This is a genomic window from Mycobacteriales bacterium (genome assembly GCA_040902655.1).
Taxonomy (GTDB): Bacteria; Actinomycetota; Actinomycetes; order Mycobacteriales; family SCTD01; genus SCTD01.
In genome coordinates this window covers 7,804-29,184 of record JBBDWV010000052.1, presented here as the reverse complement: position 1 = coordinate 29,184, position 21,381 = coordinate 7,804, and the positions used below count along the sequence as shown (strand labels likewise).

At 73.1% G+C, this 21,381-nt stretch carries 20 protein-coding genes and 1 tRNA gene; 6 read left to right on the top strand and 15 right to left on the bottom strand.

From position 1 onward, the window contains the following. Positions 1-151: 151 nt before the first annotated feature. From WD794_14675 to WD794_14660, 4 genes are all read right to left on the bottom strand, one after another. Entirely contained in the window at positions 152-1,030 is an 879-nt protein-coding gene (locus tag WD794_14675; GenBank protein ID MEX2291553.1) for a class I SAM-dependent methyltransferase, read from the bottom strand. A gap of 129 nt (positions 1,031-1,159) precedes the next feature. Beyond that, on the bottom strand, positions 1,160-1,390 hold the full coding sequence (locus tag WD794_14670) for a DUF2795 domain-containing protein (GenBank protein ID MEX2291552.1): 231 nt from the start codon (positions 1,388-1,390) through the stop codon (positions 1,160-1,162). A gap of 229 nt (positions 1,391-1,619) precedes the next feature. Further along, positions 1,620-1,868 (bottom strand): hypothetical protein, encoded by a 249-nt coding sequence (locus WD794_14665; protein ID MEX2291551.1) that lies wholly within the window; start codon positions 1,866-1,868, stop codon positions 1,620-1,622. A 48-nt stretch (positions 1,869-1,916) separates the two neighbouring features. Next, positions 1,917-3,527 carry a peptide chain release factor 3 gene (locus tag WD794_14660; GenBank protein ID MEX2291550.1) on the bottom strand — a complete coding sequence of 537 codons (1,611 nt, stop codon included), beginning with the start codon at positions 3,525-3,527 and terminating at the stop codon, positions 1,917-1,919. Positions 3,528-4,018: 491 nt separating this feature from the next. On the opposite strand from WD794_14660, the gene WD794_14655 reads away from it, so the two are divergent. Continuing rightward, positions 4,019-4,597 carry an adenylate kinase gene (locus tag WD794_14655; GenBank protein MEX2291549.1) on the top strand — a complete coding sequence of 193 codons (579 nt, stop codon included), beginning with the start codon at positions 4,019-4,021 and terminating at the stop codon, positions 4,595-4,597. Positions 4,598-4,691: 94 nt separating this feature from the next. Then, a complete protein-coding gene (locus WD794_14650; GenBank protein MEX2291548.1) occupies positions 4,692-5,111 on the top strand; it encodes a MerR family transcriptional regulator in 420 nt (139 codons plus the stop codon). A gap of 576 nt (positions 5,112-5,687) precedes the next feature. Here WD794_14650 and WD794_14645 read toward each other — a convergent pair. The 4 genes from WD794_14645 to WD794_14630 form a co-directional block, all read right to left on the bottom strand. Beyond that, positions 5,688-5,855: a hypothetical protein gene (locus WD794_14645; GenBank protein MEX2291547.1), complete on the bottom strand. Its 168-nt coding sequence runs from the start codon at positions 5,853-5,855 to the stop codon at positions 5,688-5,690. Between the two features lie 4 nt (positions 5,856-5,859). Next, positions 5,860-6,300, bottom strand: coding sequence for a PPC domain-containing DNA-binding protein (locus WD794_14640; protein MEX2291546.1), 441 nt, complete (start codon positions 6,298-6,300; stop codon positions 5,860-5,862). 10 nt (positions 6,301-6,310) lie between these two features. Then, on the bottom strand, positions 6,311-6,541 hold the full coding sequence (locus tag WD794_14635; GenBank protein MEX2291545.1) for a hypothetical protein: 231 nt from the start codon (positions 6,539-6,541) through the stop codon (positions 6,311-6,313). A 244-nt stretch (positions 6,542-6,785) separates the two neighbouring features. Then, a tRNA-Met gene (locus WD794_14630) sits at positions 6,786-6,859 on the bottom strand. A 50-nt stretch (positions 6,860-6,909) separates the two neighbouring features. Between WD794_14630 and WD794_14625 the strand changes: the two genes are divergently transcribed. After that, positions 6,910-7,257 (top strand): ArsC/Spx/MgsR family protein, encoded by a 348-nt coding sequence (locus tag WD794_14625; GenBank protein ID MEX2291544.1) that lies wholly within the window; start codon positions 6,910-6,912, stop codon positions 7,255-7,257. 124 nt (positions 7,258-7,381) lie between these two features. Here WD794_14625 and WD794_14620 read toward each other — a convergent pair whose 3' ends face one another. Next, positions 7,382-10,327, bottom strand: a complete 2,946-nt coding sequence (locus WD794_14620; GenBank protein ID MEX2291543.1) for a UPF0182 family protein — start codon at positions 10,325-10,327, stop codon at positions 7,382-7,384. 96 nt (positions 10,328-10,423) lie between these two features. Between WD794_14620 and WD794_14615 the strand changes: the two genes are divergently transcribed. Then, positions 10,424-10,945, top strand: a complete 522-nt coding sequence (locus WD794_14615) for a PPA1309 family protein (protein MEX2291542.1) — start codon at positions 10,424-10,426, stop codon at positions 10,943-10,945. 52 nt (positions 10,946-10,997) lie between these two features. Here WD794_14615 and WD794_14610 read toward each other — a convergent pair whose 3' ends face one another. From WD794_14610 to WD794_14585, 6 genes are all read right to left on the bottom strand, one after another. After that, positions 10,998-13,721 (bottom strand): ATP-binding protein, encoded by a 2,724-nt coding sequence (locus tag WD794_14610; protein ID MEX2291541.1) that lies wholly within the window; start codon positions 13,719-13,721, stop codon positions 10,998-11,000. Between the two features lie 114 nt (positions 13,722-13,835). Then, entirely contained in the window at positions 13,836-14,873 is a 1,038-nt protein-coding gene (locus tag WD794_14605; GenBank protein ID MEX2291540.1) for a PDZ domain-containing protein, read from the bottom strand. A 33-nt stretch (positions 14,874-14,906) separates the two neighbouring features. Next, a complete protein-coding gene (locus WD794_14600) occupies positions 14,907-15,311 on the bottom strand; it encodes a hypothetical protein (protein MEX2291539.1) in 405 nt (134 codons plus the stop codon). Between the two features lie 92 nt (positions 15,312-15,403). Further along, positions 15,404-15,586, bottom strand: coding sequence for a hypothetical protein (locus WD794_14595; GenBank protein ID MEX2291538.1), 183 nt, complete (start codon positions 15,584-15,586; stop codon positions 15,404-15,406). Positions 15,587-16,029: 443 nt separating this feature from the next. After that, positions 16,030-16,452 carry a molybdenum cofactor biosynthesis protein MoaE gene (locus tag WD794_14590; GenBank protein MEX2291537.1) on the bottom strand — a complete coding sequence of 141 codons (423 nt, stop codon included), beginning with the start codon at positions 16,450-16,452 and terminating at the stop codon, positions 16,030-16,032. 64 nt (positions 16,453-16,516) lie between these two features. Next, entirely contained in the window at positions 16,517-17,587 is a 1,071-nt protein-coding gene (locus tag WD794_14585; GenBank protein ID MEX2291536.1) for an NAD-dependent epimerase/dehydratase family protein, read from the bottom strand. Positions 17,588-17,646: 59 nt separating this feature from the next. Here WD794_14585 and WD794_14580 point away from each other — a divergent pair, with 59 nt between their 5' ends. Further along, positions 17,647-19,122: a zinc-dependent metalloprotease gene (locus WD794_14580; GenBank protein MEX2291535.1), complete on the top strand. Its 1,476-nt coding sequence runs from the start codon at positions 17,647-17,649 to the stop codon at positions 19,120-19,122. Between the two features lie 599 nt (positions 19,123-19,721). Then, positions 19,722-21,381: S8 family serine peptidase (locus WD794_14575; GenBank protein MEX2291534.1), on the top strand; the 1,660-nt coding region annotated here is incomplete at its 3' end.

The window sequence follows — 21,381 nt, the reverse complement described above, 5'->3', positions numbered from 1 at the left end:
TCTCCCGTGCTGCCCTTCGCTCATTCTGCCCTCACGTCAGGTTGGTTGCCGCGACCCGGTGACACCGGACACAGCGGTCGCCTCGGCCCTTCTCGCTGTGATGACGTCACCACTCGACGTGATCTCCGACGTGGTCACAGCAGACGCACGGTCATGCTGGGTCAGCCTTGCGCAGGTGCAGGGTGATGAACAGGAAGGCAGGGCGGAAGCCGTGCCGAGCGGCCTGCTCCGCGTCGGCCACCGGCGTGAGTTCGACGCCGGTCGCACCGCTGAGCAGGTCGTGCACGTCGCAGTCCGACCCGGCGTAGGAGAACGACCGACCCTGCGTGACGGCGTCGCTCAGCTCGCTCGTGACCAGCACGTCGGTCTCGAAGCCGTGCCCGCGAGTCCGGGCGGCCAGGTCCCAGCCGAAGCGCCAGTGCACCAGCGTGCTGTCGCCGTGATACTCCGGCACCGGCGGCCGGCCGGTCCGGGACTGCAGGAACGGCACCTGCAGCAGCACGTGCCCGCCTGGCCTGAGGATGCGCAACAGCTCGGACAGCGCCCGGTCGGTGTCCGGGACGTGCTCGAGGACGTGCGGCGTCAGGACGAGGTCGATGCTGGCATCGGGCAGGTCGATCTGCTGCAGGTCCAGGACGACCTGGCCGGCGTGTGCCGCCTGGTCGAAGTCGCTGCACAGATAGCTGACGCGGTCGCACATCTTCGCGCGGTAGGTGCCGTCGAGGCGGGGCGAGGTCTCCAGCACGACCGCCTTCGGGTCATAGCTCGTCCGTTGCGTCCAGCACCAGTACAAGAACCGGTCGCGGGCGATCGAGCCGCATACCGGGCACGTCGCCGATTCGCAGTGCTCCACACCACCGAACGCCGCGCCGTGCCAGCCGCAGACGTTGCACTGCGCGCTCTTCGCGGTCGTCGAGGCGACCGCGGCCTCCGGCCACTGCCGGGTCCGCCGGTCACCGACCGGAACCTCCCACGCGACCCGGGCGCGCCTGGCCCGCTGGTCGATCCGGAGTACCACCGCTGACCTCATGCGCCGCGCCCCGTCCGCAACCGGCGCCGGAAGCCGCGCAAGTAGGGCGCGCGCTCCGGTGCGCGCCAGTTGGGCCGCGCCCCCCCCGGCGGGGCGCGGCGGCTGCTTGGCGGCCACCTCCTCGTGCGCCTATCCCTCGACGGGCAGGTCGGGGAGGTCGGGCCACAGCTCGCGCAAGCCGCCGTAGCGCTTGTCGGGCAGCAGCGACGACAGCGCCAGCAGCACCTCGCTGGAGGCGTGCCCCTCCTTGGCGAGCTCCACCAACTCTTCGCGCGTCTTGGCGTCTCCGGTGAAGCGGTCACCGATGGCGTCGGCGATCTCCAGTCGACTGGTCTTGAACACGTACGTGTCGTGCGTCATGCGGAGCTCCGGTCAGGTGTGAAAGCGGATGGTTCGTCGTGGTGGTGCGGACGGTCGAGGGACAGGACGAAGCGCGCGAGTGTCGCGGCCTCGCGGTACGCGCCGAAGGTGTATGTGCTGCCGGGCTGCAGCATCAGCCGGGCGCTGCGCGTCGCCGACGCCAGCTCGTCCTCGTCGATCTGGACGGATCGGCGGGAATCCGTTCCGCCGGAGCGGACAGCCACAGCTGTCACTGCAGGCACCCGGCGGACTGCAGTGCTGCCGCGACGTTCTTGTCGGGAACGTAGCGGCGGCGGCCGTCGGCCTCGGTGAAGCGGCGTTCGACGCGACGTACGTCAGTGAGCTCTGCGGTCGCCACAGCGCGCCAGTCAGCCTCGCGCCGCTGGAGAAAGACGACCTGGTCGTCGGTGATGTCGAGGCGGTTGGCCTCGATGGTGTCGTGCTGTCCGTCGTGGGTTTCCAGACGGAAGGTGGGCACGTGGCCTCCTGTGGTGTCGTGCCGGCCCGGTCGGGCATGCGGTGCGGGTCAATCGGTGGCAGCGATGAGCGGTTCCAGCGCCAGGTCTGGGTGGTCGCGGTGCAGGCGTTGCAGCCGCCACTTGCCGGCGACGAGCGCGAGCAGTGCTCCGTCGTGGGCGCGGGTGAGGACCTCCACACCGCTCTCGCGGTTCAGGACAGGTTCGGACGCGGCATCGGTCAGCCGCGCGATGCTGTACTCCAGCGGCGACAGCTCGACGGGAGCGGAGAACTCCCCGGCCATGCGGTGCTGGGCGACCTCGAACTGCATGGGACCCACAGCAGCGAGGACGGGTGCCTGGTCTCCGCGGCGGTCCGAGCGCAGGACCTGCACGACGCCTTCCTGCTCGAGCTGCTCGATGCCGCGCCGGAACTGCTTGTACCGGCCGCTGTCGAGGGCTCGGCAGACGGCGAAGTGCTCGGGCGCGAAGCTCGGGATCGGCGGGAAGACGACCGGCTGATCGAGGTACAGACTGTCGCCGACGCGCAGCGCTGTCGCGTTGACCAGCCCGATGACGTCGCCGGGGCAGGCCGTGTCCAACGTCTGCCGGTCGCGTCCGAAGACCTGCTGGGCGTACTTGGTGGCAAAAGGCCTGCCCGATGCCGCGTGTGTGACGACCATTCCGCGTTCGAAGACGCCGGAGCAGACGCGGGCGTACGCGAGACGGTCGCGGTGCTGGGCGTCCATCCCCGCCTGGATCTTGAACACGAACGCGCTGAACGGCGCATCGACCGGCCGGGGCCGCCCCTGCTCGTCCTGTCGCTCCGCAGCGCTCGGTGCGATGCGCACGAGCTCGTCGAGCAGCCGACCGACGCCGAAGTTGAGCACTGCCGCGGCGAACAGCACCGGCGTCGTGTCGCCCGCCAGGAAGCTGTCCTGGTCGAAGTCGGCACCGGTCGCCGACAGCAGCTCGCTCTCCTCGAGCGCCGTCGTCCAGTCGTCGCCGTACTGCGTGAGCGCCTGGTCCGAACTCAGCTGCTGCTCGGGCGCGATGGTCGCTCCACCGGCGGTGCGGGTGTACGACGTCATCGTCCGGTCACGCCGGTCGAGCACGCCGTGGAAGTCCCCGGCGATCCCGACCGGCCACGTCAGGGGCGTAGGCTCCATGCCGATTTGCTCGCTGATCTCGTCCATCAGCTCGAGCGCTGCGCGTCCCGGACGGTCCCACTTGTTGACGACCGTGATGATCGGGATGCGGCGGAAACGGCAGACCTGGAACAGCTTCAGGGTCTGGGGCTCCAGGCCCTTGGCTGCGTCGAGGAGCATGACAGCGCAGTCGACGGCGGCAAGGACGCGGTAGGTGTCCTCGCTGAAATCGGCGTGTCCGGGGGTGTCCAGCAGGTTGATCACGCAGTCGCCGTAGGAGAACTGCAGCGCGGCGGAGGTGATGGAGATGCCGCGGGCCTTCTCCATGTCCATCCAGTCCGAGACCGTGCTCCTGCGACCGGCCTTGCCGTGGATGTGACCGGCTTCGGCGATGACGTGCGCATGCAGCGCGAGCGCCTCGGTCAGCGTGGACTTTCCGGCGTCAGGATGGCTGATCACCGCGAAGGTACGGCGGCGGGCGGCCTGAGCCCTCACCTCGACGGGCGCCGCGGCGACGTCGGCCAGCGCACTCACCTTTGACAATCCTTCGTGGTCACGGACGCAGGCCGTGGCTCGACTGCGAGCACGTCGAGGGGGCCGGTGCTGCTGCGACCTGCCCCCGCCATCGGCTCCTCCTCCTGCTCCTGCATCACTCTACCTTCACGTTACGGTAGGTTGACGACGAGGTGGAGGAGGTCCGGCATCACCACGATTCGATTCGTCCTGCACGACAGCGTTCGTACGGTTGAGGCCGACCGGGTCATGTCGGACTCGCAGGTGTTCGTCGCCGAGCGTCGCGAGGGCGGTGCGTGGCTGCGCGTGTCGACGGTCCCGCGGGCTTCGGTCCAAAGGGTCGAGCGCCGCGTGCCGTGTGCGGGCGGCGACCGCTGGCTGGCCGAGGACGTCCGCACCACGGCGGGATTGGAGATCCCGGAGCACCTCCCGCCCGAGCAGACCTCGACGACCAGGCGATCGCGACGAGGCTGGCTGCGCCTGTCGCCGACCACGAGAGAAGGAGAGCCCCGATGAGAGTGCTGCTGGCGGGAGCGCCCGGAGCCGGGAAGGGGACCCAGGCGGCGCTGCTTGCCTACCAGCTCGACGTGCCTCACGTCGCGAGCGGCGACCTGGTGAGGCAGAGCATCGCGGCTGGCACCCCCGCCGGCGCCGCCGCACGCGACGCCGTCGCGCGCGGCGACCTGGTGCCCGACGACGTCATCGTCGAGATCCTGCGCTCCACGCTCGTGCTGGCCGGCTCCCGTGGCGGATACGTGCTCGACGGATTCCCGCGCACGCTCGCGCAGGCCGTGACGGTGGACCGCGTCTTCGGCGCGAGCGGCGCCTCGGTCGAGGTCGTCGTCCACCTCGACGTCCCCGACGACGTGCTGACCGAGCGGCTGCTCGCCCGTGGCCGCGAAGACGACAGCACTGCCGTCATCGATCACCGGCTGGCGGTGTACCGCTCGCAGACCCTCCCGATGCTCGACTGGTACGCGCAGCACCAGCAGCTGATCGTCGTGGACGGGGACGCGCCCGTCGAAGACGTGGGCACCGCAGTCGTGCGGAGCCTGCAGGAGTGGCGGCTGCGCCGGCGGCTGGCGTCCTGATGCGGATGCTTCCGCGGCGCCGAGCGCTCCGGCTCCACCCTCACACGACGATAGCCCCGGAAAGGACGGCAACGGCACCCGGGAGGAGCGCAGGATGAGCGACGCCGCGCACGTGCAGATCGGCGACGTCGCCGAGCGCACCGGGCTCAGTCTGCGCACGATCCGCTGGTACGAAGAGGTCGGACTGGTCCCGCCCTCGGCACGCACCAGCGGTGGCTTCCGGCTGTACACCGATGGCGACATCGAGCGGCTCGAGCTCGTCAAGCGGATGAAGCCGCTCGACTTCACGCTCGAGGAGATGCGGGACCTGCTGACCACGGTCGACCAGCTCGACGACCCGGCCACTCCGGCGGCGCAGCAGTCCGCGCTGCGCGAGCGCCTGGTGATGTACCGCGAGCTGGCCGACCAGCGCGTCGAGGCGCTACGGACACAACTCGCCCACGCTGAGATCTTCGCCAAGAGCCTGACGGACCGCCGCAGTGCCCGCGGAGGTGCGCGCCGCCGCTACACGTGACGGCCGCCGGGGTCGAGCGGCGCTTTGACGAGACCGGCGGCCGGGATGCGCTGGCGACGCCGTGGGCCGGCGGGCGAGCGGAACACCTTCCTACGACCCCGCAGGGCCTCCGATGTCGTCCCGGGATTACTCAGTCAGACGAGCCGGTTTCGCAGAGGGCGGTGTCACCCGGGTCGTTCGTGTTGAGACACGTGTGATGGCCGGTTCGGCCGTGCACCGCCACGGCTCAGGCCTTCCTGCGTCACTTGTGGGCGCAGGGCATCGACTTCTTCCGAAGCCGACGCCGGACATCGTGCGCGCGTCCTGCGGATGCGTACGGGATGAGCCAGGAGCAGCGAGCACAGATACTGCCGCTGGCGGTCCGCCCCGCGCGCAACACGCACATCACGAACCGGCCGCGCGACATTCGTGTGGCCACGCGACGGACACCGCTGTCATCGTTGCCGAGACGCGGGGCGCGCCGGCACGCTCCGGCTGACCGAGACGATGACACTGCGCGCCGGTGCCGACCTGACCGAGCAGGGCCCGCCGGCAGGCGGGAACTCGTCCGCCGGGTCGAGGTGCTCGACCGGCCGCTCAACGTGCAGGCGGCGGCGCCCTGTGCCCGAGCAGCTGCGACGTGAAGTGCTCAGCCGCCAACGGCTCGCGCAGGAGCACGTTGTCCCGCAGGTAGATCTGCGCCGCCGCGGGGTAGTCGGTCGCCTGCCGGTAGCGGCGCAGGATCGCGGTGTAGCGGGCGGTCATGCCGTTAGGCGTCCGGGTCGATGAGCGCGAGACCGGACGCCGCGTCGTGACGGCGCTGCAGGTGCCTCGGCATCGTCGTGACGACCAGCTCGAGGGTCGGCCGCACCACGGCCCGTAGGACATGCCCGCCGACCGTGGAGCCGCCGCGCCGGCCGCAGACGGCGTGGGCGTGCACCTTCCACCCGCCCTGTCCGTCGAGCGTGATGTCGCCGGCGAGCACCAGCAGCTCGACCTGCTCGACGACGGGGATCTCGACGTACTCCTGGCTCTGCAGGTCGTAGTAGCCAAGGCTCGCCTCGGACAGCGCGCCAATGCCCGTGAACGAGCTGCCGCCGAGCCGCTGCTCGCTCGCCCAGTTTGTCAGCCCTGACACGAGCTCGTTCCCTGTGTCGAAGACGAGCGCGTGCTGCCGAGGCGGGCCCTCGGTGAGCGTGGTGACCTTCACGCGCGACCGATCAGCCGCCGAGGCGTGCCTGGAGCAGCTTCTTGCCCTGCTCGCCGCCCTTGCGGCTCTCGGCCTGGGCCTTGCGGAAGAACTCGGCGAGCTCGGCGTCGCCGGCGCGTTCGGCATCGTGGATGTAGGTCTCGAGCCGCAGCGCGTTGCTCAGCGACTGCTCAGTGCACCACAGGATGTTGTAGTCCTTGTCGGCGACGCCGGTGACGTTGCCGGTCTCGGTGTTGCTCATGTCGTCCTCCTTCGTGGTCCTGTACGGCGGGTCCCAGGTTTGCCTACCCGCCCCCGTGGTGCGCACCCGCAGGGCAGGCCGCCGGAGATCGGCGGCAGTAGCGGCCTGCCGTGCCCATCCCACGAAACTCGGCGATGGCCCAGCGCCGACGACCCCCGGCGCCTCGGCAACGGCGGCTCGTACAAACGATCAGGGGCCTGACCTCCTTCTCCGGAGATCAGGCCCCTGACCTGCACTTCTTCTGTAGCGGGGGCAGGATTTGAACCTGCGACCTCTGGGTTATGAGCCCAGCGAGCTACCGAGCTGCTCCACCCCGCGTCGGCGACACCACCTTACGTGACCCGCTGCGGCCGTTGCAAACTCATGCCATGAGCGACTGGACGATCTGGACCAACCCGCGCTGCAGCAAGAGCCGCGGCGCCGAACAGCTGCTGGCGGAGCGCGGGATCACGCCCACACGGGTGCTCTACCTCGACGCCCCGCCCACCCGCGAGGCGATCGAGGCGATGCTCGCCCGGCTGGGCACGGACGACCCGCGCGTGCTGATCAGGACCAGCGAGCCGGAGTACGAAGGCCTGGAGGCGGCGAGCCGGGCCGAGCTGCTGGACGCGCTCGTATGCCATCCGCGGCTGATCGAGCGGCCGGTGATCGTACGCGGGGACCGGGCAGTGGTCGCCCGGCCACCAGAGCGGCTGCTCGAGCTGCTCGACCCGTGAACGGCCTCGGGCCCGGCGACACTCCCCTTGATCAACGCCGGACTTCCTCCGATTTCCGCCGCCGAAAAAGTGGGCAAGTCCGGCGTTGATCAAGGAACACGGCTGAACGCGGGGCGGCACGCGGTCAGCCGGAGGGCGTCGGCCGGGGCGAGCCGCCGCCGGCGGTCGACGCGAGCCGGTCGAGCGCGGCACGCAGCCGGTCCTGCGCCGCACCGTACGCCGCGAAGTCCCCCCGCTTCAGCGCGTCCTGACCCTGCCGGAAGGCCGCGTCGGCCTCGGCGATCAGCGACGCCACATCACCGGCGACGGGGGCGGGAGCCGGCGCCGGGGACGCCGGTCCGGACGGCTGGGGTGCGGGCGAGTCCGGCGGCGCGGCAGCACCGAACAGGTCGGCGAGCGACCGGGCCAGGGTGGTGTTCGCGGCCACCTCGTTGCCGTAGCTGACCAGCACCCGCTGCAGGGTCGGGAAGCTCTCGCCGCCCTGGGCGCGCACGAACACCGGCTGGACGTAGAGCAGCCCCTGGCCGGCCGGCAGGGTCAGCAGGTTGCCGAAGGTGACCTCGGCGCGGTTCTGCCGGAACGGGAACAGCGACTCGGCGACGACCTGCTCGGACAGGAACTGGTTCGCCACCTGGCCGGGCCCGTTCGGCGGGTTGCTCCGCGGCAGCTGCAGCACCTGGATCTTCCCGTAGGTCCCGGGATCGGAGGACACCGAGGCGAAGGCAGCGAGGTTCGGCCGGTTGAGCCCGGTGAAGGACGTCGACAGCCGGAACTGGGCGCCGGCCGGCTCCCCGGGGAACTCCAGCAGCGAGTAGAACGGCGGCTGCGGAGGGCCGGACAGCGCGGCCGCGTCGATCGCCGGCCCCGCTGCCGGAGCGGGCTGCGCCGGCACCGCACCGCCCGCAGCGTTGTTGACCGCCTCCGCCGGATCCGCCGGGATCTCCCAGAAGTCCTCACGGGTGAAGAACTCCTGCGCGTCGGTGACGTGGTACTGCGTGAGCAGCTCCCGCTGCACCTTGAACAGGTCCTCCGGATAGCGGAAGTGCGCCCGCAACTCGTCGCTGATCTCGCTGTCCGGCCGGACCAGGTCACCGCCGAAGGCCTTGTTCCAGGTGTCGAGGACCGGGTCGGCGTCGCCGAACTGATAGAGCGTCACCGTCCCGTCGTAGGCGTCCACCGTCGCCTTCACCGAGTTGCGGATGTAGTTGACCCGCCGCTGCACGGCCAGTCCGCGGCTCTGGCTGTCGATGACCGCGTCACCGAAGTTGGTGCTCTGGGAGTACGGATAGCCGCTGCTCGTGGTGTATCCGTCGACGATCCACACGATCCGCCCGTCGACCGCGGCGGGGTACGGGTCGGCGTCCAGCTCGAGGAACGGCGCCACCTTCTCGACCCGGTCACGTGGCTCGCGGGTGTACATCAGCCGGCTGTCGTCCTGGATCGCGTCCGACAGCAGCAGGTTCGGCTCGCGGTACTTCAGTGCGTACGCGAGCTTGCGGCCCAGGTGGCTCAGCTGCACTCCGCCCTTGCCGTCGTAGTTGAACGTCGCCTGCCCCTCGACCTGCTCGTCGGACTGCCCGCGGGTCAGGCCGAGCGGCCCGTCGATCTCCGCCTGCTCGGTGTTGACGATGGAGTAGCTCGGTGACAGCTCGCCGAAGTACAGCCGGGCCTGGTCCAGCCTGATCGGCCCCTCCGGGTCGTCGGATTCGACGAACAGCGGCCGCCCTTCGGCGTCGACGACGTCGGCCGGTGCGGCGATCAGCCCGTTGCCGTGCGTGTAGACGAGCCGCTCGTTGATCCAGCTGCGCTGCGCCCGCGCCAGGTTGCTGATGTCGACCTCGCGCGCCGCCAGGACGTACGCCTGCTGCTCGCCGTCCACCTCGTAGCGGTCGATGTCGAGCTGGTCGTTGACGCCGAAGTAGAAGGTCAGCCGCTGCAGCTGCTCGTAGGTCGGGGCCAGCCGGTTCGGGTCGAGCAGGCGGGCGCTGTCGACCTGCGAGGCCTGCGCGCGCAGCTCGTCCGGGGAGACGTCCTGCGAGGCCTTGTAATCCACCACCTCGGTGTCGTCGATGCCGTACGCCGCCCGCGTCGCCTCGATGTTGCGCTCGATGAACGGTGCCTCGCGCTGGATCTCGTTCGGGTTGACCCGGAACTGCTGGGTGTAGGCCGGGTAGATGCCGCCGATGACGACGGCCGAGACGACGAGCAGCCCGAGCGCGCCGGCCGGCAGCAGGATGTTGCGCACGACGATGTTGGCGAAGAACAGCAGCGCGCAGATGAGCGCGATGCCGATCAGGATGTTCTTGGCCGGCAGCACCGCGTGCACATCGGTGAAGCCCGCGCCCTCCACATAGCCGCGGGTCGAGAAGGCCAGACCGAACCGGTCGAGGTAGTAGGCGTAGGCCTTGAGCAGCACGATGACACCGACCAGCACCGACAGGTGGGCGCGGGCGGCGGGGCTGACCTTCTCCCCCACCGTCTGCAGTCGCACGCCGCCGAACAGGTAGTGGGTCGCCGCGGCGGTCAGCAGGGCCAGCACGAAGGCGGTCAGCAGGAAACCGAGCACGAAGCGCTGGAACGGATAGGTGAAGGCGAAGTAGGAGATGTCCCGGTCGAACTGCGGGTCGGCCTGGCCGAAGCTCGTGCCGTTGCGCCAGAGCAGCCAGGTCTGCCAGCGAGCGGCCGCGGACAGCCCGGCGAACAGCCCGAAGACGCTGCTGCCGAGCAGCAGCGCCGGGGTCAGGAACGGCTCGACCGCCAGCCGGTAGCGCTCGAGGTTCTGCTGCTCGAGCGACATCGGGCGAAACGGTGGGCGCACCCGGTAGGCCAGCAGCACGTTGCTGCCGACGATCAGCGCCATGAGCAGACCGAAGCCGACGAACAGCATCAGCCGCGTGGTCAAAAGGGTGCTGAAGACCCGGCGGTAACCGACGCTGGAGAACCACAGCAGGTCGGTGTAGAGCGAGATCGCGACGCCACCGAACAGCAGGATCACCGCCAGGACGGCGAGTACGGGTCCGAGCAGGCGCGGGCGGGCAGGCAGGCCCGCTCCGGGGGTGCGGACGGCCACGCTGGGCGCCTCCTCGTCGTGGGGGGGGTGACCGCGCAACCCTTCCACACCGCGCCGGGTTCCTCGCAGCGGCGGGGGGCGGGGAGGATGGCGGACATGGATCCGTTGGCCAGCCCCCTGCAGTCCGTCGTCGGCGAGGTCGAGGGGCACGTGGCCGAAGCCGGCTGGGACCAGCCGCCGCAGCTGTTCGCGCTCGTGCAGACCGAGCAGCTGCTGCGCGCCGAGCCGCAGCTGGCCAGCACGATGGGGCTGGTCGCCGGAGGCCCCGCCTCGCTCACCCCCATCGCGCAGGAGCCGCTCGGCGAGGGCCCGCTGGACGCGCAGCTGGCCGCCATGGTCTTCGGCGAGGAGGTGCTGGGGGTCGTCCTCGCGCACGAGGTGGTCGTCCTGCCGCCCGCGGCCGAGGCGGCCGTCGCACAGGCCGAGGACCCGGCCGCGCTGGCCGCCGAGCACCCCGCGCGGCGCGACGTACGGATGGTCGTCGGGGTCGTCCGCGGTGGCGGGTCGGCCTGTGTGCTCCGGCTGCGCGGCGCGGAACCCGAGCAGGACGAGCGGGTGACCGGCAGCGATCTGGCGCCGACCCTGGCCGCGGCGCTGCTGGCCACCCTCGAGGACTGACACCACCTGCGCCTGTCCGACCGGGTGAGGTGGCTGGGGACCTACGAGCGGGTCACGTCCTGGTGCGGTCGACCAGCGGGAGGTCCAGGGCGAACTCCGCACCCTTGCCGAGTGTGGAGCTGACGCTCAGCGGCCAGCCGACCTCCTCGGCCAGCCGGCGGACGAACGACAGCCCCAGCCCCAGACCGCCGACCCGCCGGGTGGCCGAGCCGTCGACCTGCTCGAAGGACAGGAACATCGAGTCCTGATCGGCCGCGGCGATGCCGGGGCCGGCGTCGCGCACGGCCACCCGCACCCGGTCGCCGGCCGGGGCCAGGCCGGCGACCAGCGTGATCGGCGTACCGGCCGGTGTGTACTTCACCGCGTTGTCGATCAGCTCGTCGAGCGCCTTGCCGAGCCAGTCGGGGTCGACCTGCACCGCGGGCAGCCGGGCGGCGACCCGCCGGCGCAGGTCGCCCGCCCGCTCGGGCACCCGGTCCCGCCAGTGCGCCAGCCGCCCGTCGACCAGCTCGGCCGGCGGCACGGCCCGCGGCGTGACAGTCACCCGGCCGGCCTCGATGGCGGCCACGTCGACCAGCAGGTCCACGACACGGTTCATCTTCAGGCTCTCGGCCACGATGGTGGTGGCGAAGGCGGCGACCTTGTCCGCCGGGAGCCCGCGGCGAGTCATCAGGAGGTCGGCGTAGCCGCGGATCGGGGTCAGTGGCGTCCGCAGCTCATGGCTGACGTTGGACAGGAACTCGGTCTTCATCCGCTCGACCTCGCGCTCCCGGGTCGTGTCGCGCAGGACGAGCACGACCCCCTCGCCGTCGTCCAGCGGTGCCAGCGAGGCGCGTACGGGCACCGGGTTCCCCGCCGCCGGCCGCACCTCGGCGTCGACGTCGGGCCGGCGCCGGTCGGTCGGGTCCGGCCGGTCGAGGACCAGCGGTGCGCCACCGACCCGGACGTCCACCACCTCGGCCAGCGGCCGCCCGAGCGCCTGCGACGCCTCCGACAGCCCGGCCATGGCCAGCGCGGCCGGGTTGATGCTGGTGACCCGGCCGCCGGCGTCGGTGGCCACCAGACCGTCCGACATCGACGCGAGCACGGTCTCGAGCCGGCCGGCCGCCGCGCGCAGGTCGCCGTTGAGCCGGGCGACGGAGCCGGTCATGGCGTCGAATGTGCGGGACAGGGTGCCGACCTCGTCGGGGCCGGCACTGCCGGTGGTGACCGACAGATCGCCGGCGGCGACCCGGGAGGCGGCGGCGGTCAGCCGGCGCAGCGGGTCGACGGTGCGCCGGCCGAGCAGCAGGGCCAGCCCGCCGACCAGCCCGGTGGTGACCAGAGCCGTCAGCAGCAGTACCCGCAGCGCGTTGCGCTGGGAGCCCAGCGCAATGTCGGCGTCCCGGGACAGCGCAAGCGTCCCGACCGGAGTGCCGTCCAGACCGGTGACAGAGCGGAAGTGCACCGTCGGCGCGTCGCCTGCGGCCGGGACCGTCCGGCCGGTGGACGGCGCGTCGGAGGCGACCCGGGCCTGCGCGGCGATCCGCTCGATCAGCACCCGCTGCTCCTGGCTGCGGTTGGAGGCCACGACGTTGCCGTCCACCAGCAGCGAGAAGCCGAAGCCGGCCGCCTCGGAGTCCCGTCCGACGTAGCTGTCGTCCAGGCGTACGCCGAAGACCAGCGCGGAGGGAGCCGGCGACGTCGGGGTCGGCCGGTCCTGCGGCACGACGACCACGAGCGCCAGCGACTGCGGGTCGCCGAGCAGCCGGATCTTGGCGGGCAGCCCGTTCTCGGCGCGCACGGCGTTCGCTCCGCCGGCCAGCGCCCGCTGGACCACGGGCCCGCCGGCCAGGGCCAGCGCCTCGACCGGCGCGAGCGGGGCACGCCCGCCGAGGATCGTCGGTCCCGCGGCGGAGATGCGGGCGGCGAAGGTCGGTACGCCGGTGCCGGCCAGCAGGTCGAAGCCGGCGGCGCAGCTGGCCGGGCTCTGGGCGCAGGTCCGGGCAGCCGCGCTCGCGTCGTTCTGCACGTTCGTGAGGTTCTGCTCGAGCAGGTCCAGCCGGCCCTGCGCGGCGTCGGTGAGCAGGGCGGCCTGCTCCTGGTCCGCCGCCCGGGCGACGACCGACCCGACCACCCCGACGGCGGCCGTGGCCATCAGCAGCACACCGGCCAGGATGGCAGCGACGACCTTGCCGAGCAGGCTGGACCGCGAGAGCGCGACCAGCCCACCCAGCAGCAGCAGGGCCCCGGCCAGGCGCAGGAGCAGCACGGCCAGCGCGCCGTCCGCACGGTCGGCCCACGGGGCGGCGGCGGCAGCCGCACCGGCCAGCAGCAGCCCGCCGGCGAGGAGCAGCCCCGGACCGTCGCGGCGGGCGCGTACCGCCGCCAACGCCGCGACCAGAGCCGCTACCGCGGCCAGCGCAGCCGGCGCGGGAGCACCTGCCAGGGGAACGACGACCCCGGGCAGCGTCCCGTCGGTCGGAGCCGGGCCGGTCGGAGCCGGGTCGGGCGACGCCTGGCGGCGGGCGAGCGCACCGGACCACAGCCCGGCCGCGACGAGCAGCAGCCCGGCGGTGCGGGCAGTCAGCAGCAGGTCGGAGGCCTGGCTGCCGAACGTCGTACCGGTGACGGTCTCCACGGCCGCCAGCACCAGGCCGCCGACGAGCACGAGGCCCGCCGCCGCGCGACTGCCCCGGCCGGCAGCGACCACAGCGGTGGCGGCCAGGCCGGTCCACGCGGCGACGGCGAGCAGCACCACCGCGCCGAGGAGCGCGAAGGGAACACCGGGCTCCATAAGCCGGAGTCTAGGGACGCGCCGGCCTGCGGCGTCCTCCCCGGACGCCTGGACCCGTAGCGTCCTAGCCCACGCGCGGCGGGCGTGCCCCCTTTTCAGGACGCCAGGAAGGCGTCAGGCTGCGCAGGTCACGGGCGCGGTGCCCCGGCGTACCGCCTCGAGACCCGTCAGCGCCTGCGCCAGGGTGCCGACCTTCACCAGCGTCAGCCCGGCCGGCGGGTTGCCCACCGCCTCGGCGCAGTTGGCCGCGGGAACCAGGAAGACCTCCGCCCCCTGGCGGCGCGCGGCGATGAGCTTCTGGGAGATGCCACCGATCGGACCGACGCTGCCGTCGGCGGCGATCTCGCCGGTGCCGGCGATGTACCGGCCGCCGGTGAGGGACTCCGGCCCGAGCTTCTCGAGGATGCCGAGGGTGAACATCAGCCCGGCGCTCGGCCCGCCGACGTCGGCGAGGGCGATCGTCACGTCGAAGGGCACGTCGATCGGCGTCTCCTTCGTGACGACGCCGATGACGGCGCGCCGCGCGCCCTCCTCCCCCGCCGTACGCGTGACGATCTCGGTCTCGTCGGCGCGACCCTCGCGGGTGTAGGCGACGCGCACGGCGGTGCCGGGCTGCCGCTCGCTGATGAGAGCCCGCAGCTCGGCGGCGTCGCGCACCTTCGTCCCGTCGACGGCGGTGAGGATGTCGCCGACCTGCAGCCGGCCGCGGGCGGGCGAGTCCGGCGCCAGGTCGTCGACCTCGACCCGGGCGACCGACAGGCCCAGCTGCCTTGCCGCGGCGCGGACGGCGTCACCCTGCGACGCCTTCATCGCGGCGGCGTTCTCCTCGTCGATCTGCTCGTTGCTGCGACCGGCCGGGAAGACGATCTCGCGCGGGACGACTGCCAGGTCGCGGGCGAACCAGCCGCGCAGCGCCTGCGCCAGGGTGAGCTGCGGCTGCACCCCGACGGTCGTCAGATCCAGGTGACCGTCGGCGGGGAAGGAGCGCCGCCCCTCCACGCTCAGCACCGGGGTGCCCTCGACCTCGCCGAGGGTGTTGTACGTCGGGCCGGGGCCGAGCGCGACGTAGGGCACCCGCGCCACGGCGGCCGTCAGGCTGAGCCCGAGCGCCAGCAGGCAGGCGAGCAGGAGGGACAGTGCTCGCCGGGACACGCCGTCAGCCTAGATGGCCGGGGGTCAGTGCGCTCAGGCGAAGAAGCCCAGGCTGGCCGGGCCTTCCTTGGCATGGCCGTTGCTGGAGACGAGCACCGGCTGCTCGGCCGGCTCGTCCTCGACGAGGGCCAGCGGCGGGACCCCGTGAATCGCGGTGAACGGCTCAGCGGCCGGCTCGACCGCCAGCGGCACGGGGTCGAGGTCGACCGGCGGCGGCTCGACGACCGGCTGCGCCTGCACGAGCGCCCCGACCGGCACCTCGACCTTGTAGTAGGCGCGGAAGGCCAGCGGCACCTCGGTCAGCGCGTGCACGCTGACGCTGGAGATGCCCTCCACGTTGCGCAGATGCTCCACGAGCCGGACCGCCTCCTCGAGGTCGGCGACCCGGCGGAAGGCCGGGGAGTCGTCCGGGGCGGGAAAGAAGACGACATGCTCCACGGCGGGGCCTCTCGCTCTGGCGGGACCTGGACGTCCGCCGGTCCCCTCACCTGTCGGCACGCAGGCGGTCGTGACTTGAGCGGCCGGTCGGGTCACGCTCCGCCAGAGCGCTCGTCCCGCGGCGGCCGGCCCAGCGCCGCGCGGAACCGTTCGTACTCCGCGATTCCGTCCACCGTGTCCCGCGGCCCTCGGCTGCGCCCGCTCCACGTGGCCCAGGCGATCGCGCCGGCCGTCGCCAGCGGAACGGGGAGCAACCAGAGCAGCCAATCCGACATCCGCCGAGAGTAGGCCGGGTCCGGCCACGCTCTCGGCGCCCGACCCGCTGCCGGCGTTCTCGGGCCAGCAGCGCCCGATTCAGGCGCGGCACCGAGATCGGTCGGGCAAGGACGTGCGGGGGGTGCGCACGTGGGGCTGCGGGGCGGAGCCGGGCTGCCGCGGGCACGGAGCCGGGCTGCCGCGGGCACGGGGACCAGCCACGCGTCGACATGTGCCGCACAGCGGGTGTGCAGGACAGGTCAACTTTTTCAGATTGTTGACCTGTGCTGCACACCTCCCGACAGCACACACCTCTCCGCACCGGCACACCGCGCTCATGACCAGGCAGCCACCGTCTGTGACCAGGCCGCTGCACAGCATCGCAGCTTCAGCCGAGGATCCGCCCGGAGACGGGGGGGCCGCATCAAGGTGTGCCGATCCGCACGAGGACGCGGGGGCCGGGTCAGGGCGTGCCGACCCACTCCTCGTCGCCGTCGTCGAAGACCTGCCGCTTCCAGATGGGCACCGAGCCCTTCAGGTCGTCGATCAGCCGCCGGGCGGCTTCGAACGCCTGGCCGCGGTGCGCAGCGGACGCCGCCACCACCACGGCCACGTCACCGACCCGGAGCAGCCCGGTGCGGTGCGTCGCCGCCAGCCCGTGCACCGGCAGGTCCGCCGCCACCGCCTCCGCGACCCGGCGCAGCGCCGCCCCCGCGTCCGGATGCGCGGTGTACTCGAGCTCGCGCACGCCCCGCCCGCCGTCGTGGTCGCGCACCAGCCCGGTGAACGACACCACGCCGCCGGCCCGCGGGTCCTCGACGGCGGCCAGCACCTCGTCGACGTCCAGCGGCGTCTCGCGCAGCGCGAGCAGGCGGATCACGTGCATGCCGGCACGGTACGACGAGGTCGCGCCGGTGGGTGTCCTGCGTACGACGGGAAAGGTGGGCGCGTCAGCTCCGCCGGCGGCGGCGTGCCCGGCGGACCAGCGCGGCGGTGCCCATCAGGGCGACGGTGGCGCCGGCGGCGGTACCCGCGGCGGTGTAGACACCGGGCCGGGCCGTCGGCGCGGCTCGGCCCGCCAGGTGCGCGGCGATCGCGTCGGCCGCCGTCCAGGCAGGGGTCCAGCCAGCAGCAGTGAGCCGCTGCGGCTCGACGACCAGGGGCGACAGCAGCCGGTCCAGCTCGGCGGGCGTGCCGGGGGTCAGGCCGGCCCGGTGCAGGCGCTCGGCGGTGGAAAGGGCGACCGACGCGGGCAGCTCGAGGCGGCGCTGTCCCGACAGCTGCTCGACCTCGCGCTGCGTCAACCACCCGGCACTGGCCACCACGGCGGCTCCGCCCACGGCACCGGTCGCAGCGAGCTCGAGAGCGGACAGCAGGTCCTCGCTGTGGCACACCTGCCACACGGGCTCGACCCCCCGCACCGCCAGCAGCCGGGGGCCGGCGAGCGAGTGCAGCAGCGCGCCGTCGTAGGCCGGCCCGAGCGGCCCAGCGACCAGCGGGGCCGGCCGCAGGACGACGACCTCCAGCCCGGTGCGGGTCGCGTGGTCCGCGAGCCGCTCGACCTCGAGCAGGTCGCCGGTCAGCGCGCTGTCCGGATGTGCCCGCAGCGGCAGGTCCTCCGACAGTGGCAGCCCGCCGCCGGGCGGTGCGGCATGGACGTCGACGGAGGTCACCAGCACCACGCGCAGCACGCCGGCCTCGCGGGCCGCCTCGAGCAGCGCAGCGGTGCCGCGGACGGTGTGCTCACGGCGAGGACCGGCGGGGGCAGCGATGTCGTAGGACATGCCCAGGTGCACCACGGTGCCGATTCCGGTCAGAGAGCCCGCCAATCCCGGCGCCCGCAGGTCGCCGGCTCGCCACTCGACACCGGCGACCGCCGCGGGCACGACATCCAGACCGACCACCAGCGGCACGTCCGGCCGGGCCATGAGCCGCTCGACGAGAGCCCGCCCCAGCCCGAGTCCGGCGCCGGTGACCGCTACCGCAGCGGGGTACGGCACCCGCCGACGGCGGATCACCACGACAGCTCCGGCGGCCGCACCGGGCGTAGCGTGAACCACATGCAGACGAGCGCCGACCGATGACCCGGCCGCCCTTTGGCTTCGGACCGTCCGACCCCGCCGAGGAGCCCGGGGACGGCAACGACCCCTTCGGTCTGTCGGCGATGTTCGGGGGCGCAAGCGGGCCGTTCGGGGGCGACATCGGCGCGGTGTTCGCCCAGATGCAGCGGCTCATGAGCTGGACCGGCGGGCCGGTCAACTGGGACCTCGCCACGGAGGTCGCCACCGGCGCCAGCCGGGCCGACGACCGGCCGGTCACGGCGGCCGAGCACCGCGAGATCGCCGAGGCGTGCCGGCTGGCCGACCTGTGGCTGGACCCGGTCACGACCCTGCCGGCGGGCGGCGCCGAGCCACAGGCCTGGACGCGTACGGGCTGGGTGGAGTCGACGCTGCCGTCCTGGCGTGCGCTGGTCGACCCGGTCGCCGGCCGCGTGGTCGCGGCCATGGGTAAGGCGCTCGAGCAGGGCCTGGGTGGTTCGCTCGGCGAGGGCCTGCCGCCGGAGCTCGCCGGGATGCTCGGCGGCCTGGGCGGCGGTGCCGGTCTCGGGCCGCTGCGCGGGGTCATGGACCAGGTCGGCGGCTTCGTCTTCGGCGCGCAGGTCGGGCAGGCGCTCGGCGCGCTGGCCGCGGAGGTGCTCTCGGCCAGCGAGGTGGGCCTGCCGCTGTCCGCGCCCGGCCGCCCGGCCCTGCTGCCGGCAAACCTCGCGGCCTTCGGGGGCGGCCTCCAGGTCCCCGCTGACGAGGTACGGCTCTACCTCTGCCTGCGCGAGCTGGCGCACCAGCGGTTGTTCGCGTCGGTGCCGTGGCTCAAGGCCCACCTGTTCGACGCCGTCGATGCCTACGCGCGCGGGATCGAGGTCGACCCGTCGGCGATCGAGCGGGCGGTCGGCTCCATCGACCCCTCCGACCCGGAATCGATGCAGCGCGCCATGGGCGAGGGGCTGTTCGAGATGGCACCCACCGCTGCCCAGTCGGCCGCACTGGCCCGGTTGGAGACGGCCCTGGCCCTGGTCGAGGGCTGGGTCGACCAGGTGGTGGACGCGGCCGCCGCCGACAAGCTGCCGTCGGCCGCCGCCCTGCGCGAGACGGTCCGCCGGCGCCGCGCCTCCGGCGGCCCGGCCGAGCAGACCTTCGCCACGCTGGTCGGCCTTCAGCTGCGGCCGCGCCGGCTCCGCGAGGCCGCCGCCCTGTGGACGGCCGTGGCCGAGACGGGTGGCACCGCGGCCCGGGACGCGCTCTGGGCCCACCCGGACCTGCTCCCCGCGGCCGATGACCTGGACGACCCGGCGGGATTCGTGGCCCGCTCCGCCGGCGGCGCGGGCGACTGGGACGCCGGGCTGAGGGACCTCGACAAGGACCTCGACGGGTCCCTGGACGAGGACGCGACCAGCGGCCCGACCGGCGAGCAGGACAGCGGCCCGACCGGCGAGCAGGACAGCGGCCCGACCGGCGAGCAGGACAGCGGCCCGACCGGCCGCGGGGACCAGCCGGGCTGAGGTACGCGCAGCGTGTGTCCGGCCGCCCACGACGCAGACGCTACGCCCTGCGGCCACCCCCACACGTACCATGATCAACGCTGTGTTTCCTCCTGTACGGGTGCCTCGAGATGCGCGCCAACCCGGCGTTGATCAACTCAGCGAGACCGGCGGCGACTTCTTCTGCTCCACAGCCGTGAGGCATCATCGTCGCAGGTCAGCGGGGTCGGGGCCGAGCCGCCGGGCCGCCACCCACAGCATCCACCGGAACCGGTCCACAGGGACACGCGCAGGGGTCCCCACCCCGTCCACAGCGTTGTCCACAGGGTGTGGGGGACGCTCGTTGACGCAGCGCCCCGCCGCCTCGTAGCGTCCCCGAGCACGGAGCCCCCCGGCGCTCCGGGACCGTCCGCAAGGGGAAGGCGGACGGTCCCGGTCGGCGGGGGGCTCGGTGCTGTCCGCGTGCGCGAGACCGGCCAGCTCGAACCTGGCCACGGCACCGAACGTCACCCGTACGGGTGGCAGGACCGGGGTGCCCGCAGGTCGACGTCAAAGGGGTCACCGCTCCGTACATCTCTGCTCTGCTGCACCCGGCAGGCCGGACGACTTCGAGGACTTCCATGGACACTGCTCGCCGGACGCCGAGGGCGTTCACCAGCCAGGGCCGCGGCGTCCCGCTGCTGGCTCTCGCGCTTGCCGCGTCCACAGCCGTGTCCATGCTGTCGCCGGCCGCCGCAGCGAGCACGCGGAGCGTTGCCCTGATCGACGTGGTGGTGACGTCGGCGACGCACAGCATCGCGCAGGTGGCCGAGGCGGTCCGTGCAGCCGGCGGCACCGTCCGCGGGTCGCTGCCGCTCGTCGGCGGCGTCTCCGCGCAGCTGCCGGCCGATGCTGTGCTCGCCCCGGCCTTCCTGACCGCGGAGAACGCGCCCATCACGCTGGCCGGCAAGAAGGTCGCCAGCACCACCCGCGATGCCACCGCCATCCGCGAAGCTCTCGGCCTGGGCGCGCCGGCCGGTGAGGGTGCCGGCGTCAGGATCGCGATCGTCGACAGCGGCGTCGCCCAGAGCACCGACTTCGGGACGCGGCTCAGCCACCACGACGTCAGCGGCACCTGGAGCGAGGGCGAGTCGCGCGACGCGTACGGGCATGGAACCTTCGTGGCCGGTGCAGCCGCCGGCGACGGCACCGCCTCGGACGGCCGGTACGCCGGAGCCGCTCCCGGTGCGGAGGTGCTGGACATCCGCGTCACGGACGACGAGGGCGCGACCGACCTGGTGACCGTGCTCAGGGGTCTGGAGAAGGCCGCCCAGCTGGACGCCGACGTCGTCAACCTGTCGATGTCGTCCGGCAGCCAGCTGCCCTACCAGATGGACCCGCTGACGGTCGCGCTGTCCCGGCTGTGGGCGCGCGGCATCGTCGTCGTCGTACCGGCCGGCAACGACGGCCCACACAAGGCGTCGATCACCTCGCCCGGCGTCGACCCGAGGCTGCTCACTGTCGGCTCGCTCGACGAGCGGCTCACCGCCGAGACGGGTGACGACGTCGTCGCCCCGTTCTCCGGTCGCGGCCCCGCGCCGCAGGGTGTGGCCAAGCCGGACCTGGTGGCCCCCGGCCAGTCGCTGGTCTCGCTGCGCGCCACGGGCAGCGCCGTCGACGTCGCCAACCCGGGCGCCGTGGTGGACGGTGCCTACTTCCGCGGCTCCGGCACCAGCTTCTCCACCTCCGTCGTCGCCGGCGTCGCCGCGATGCTGCTCGAGCAGCGCCCGGAGCTGACCCCCGACCAGGTCAAGACCCTGGTCACCGGCACGACGTACGCCGCTGCCGGCCTGGCCGACTCCCGTGACGCCGGCGCCGGTGGCCTGGACGTCACCGCCGCCCTGGCCGCTGCGACACCGGTCCTGGCCGACGCCGACGCCGACGCTCCCCCGGCCGGCGACGTCGAGACGTGGCACGCGTTCCTGCAGGCGCTGATGGACGGCGACCGGGCCGCGGCTGCGAAGAGCTGGTCACAGCTGTCCCCCGCCGCACACCGGTGGGCTGCACACCGCTGGGCCGGGCTCAGCCCGCAGGCGCACCGGTGGGCGGCCGACGAGTGGTCGGCGCACCGCTGGGCCGGCGCCGACGGCAGCGCCGGCGAGTGGCAGCTGCGGATCTGGGCCGCGCACCGCTGGGCCGCGCACCGCTGGGCGACCGACGAGTTCGTCGCGCACCGCTGGGCCGCGCACCGCTGGGCCGCACACCGCTGGGCCGCACACCGCTGGGCCGCACACCGCTGGG

Coding starts and splice junctions, on each gene's coding strand:
- WD794_14595 (MEX2291538.1), bottom strand. CDS start 15,586: ATGTCGGATTGGCTGCTCTGGTTGCTCCCCGTTCCGCTGGCGACGGCC.
- WD794_14580 (MEX2291535.1), top strand. CDS start 17,647: ATGACCCGGCCGCCCTTTGGCTTCGGACCGTCCGACCCCGCCGAGGAG.
- WD794_14615 (MEX2291542.1), top strand. CDS start 10,424: ATGGATCCGTTGGCCAGCCCCCTGCAGTCCGTCGTCGGCGAGGTCGAG.
- WD794_14650 (MEX2291548.1), top strand. CDS start 4,692: ATGAGCGACGCCGCGCACGTGCAGATCGGCGACGTCGCCGAGCGCACC.
- WD794_14590 (MEX2291537.1), bottom strand. CDS start 16,452: ATGCACGTGATCCGCCTGCTCGCGCTGCGCGAGACGCCGCTGGACGTC.
- WD794_14635 (MEX2291545.1), bottom strand. CDS start 6,541: ATGAGCAACACCGAGACCGGCAACGTCACCGGCGTCGCCGACAAGGAC.
- WD794_14655 (MEX2291549.1), top strand. CDS start 4,019: ATGAGAGTGCTGCTGGCGGGAGCGCCCGGAGCCGGGAAGGGGACCCAG.
- WD794_14625 (MEX2291544.1), top strand. CDS start 6,910: ATGAGCGACTGGACGATCTGGACCAACCCGCGCTGCAGCAAGAGCCGC.
- WD794_14645 (MEX2291547.1), bottom strand. CDS start 5,855: ATGACCGCCCGCTACACCGCGATCCTGCGCCGCTACCGGCAGGCGACC.
- WD794_14675 (MEX2291553.1), bottom strand. CDS start 1,030: ATGAGGTCAGCGGTGGTACTCCGGATCGACCAGCGGGCCAGGCGCGCC.
- WD794_14610 (MEX2291541.1), bottom strand. CDS start 13,721: ATGGAGCCCGGTGTTCCCTTCGCGCTCCTCGGCGCGGTGGTGCTGCTC.
- WD794_14670 (MEX2291552.1), bottom strand. CDS start 1,390: ATGACGCACGACACGTACGTGTTCAAGACCAGTCGACTGGAGATCGCC.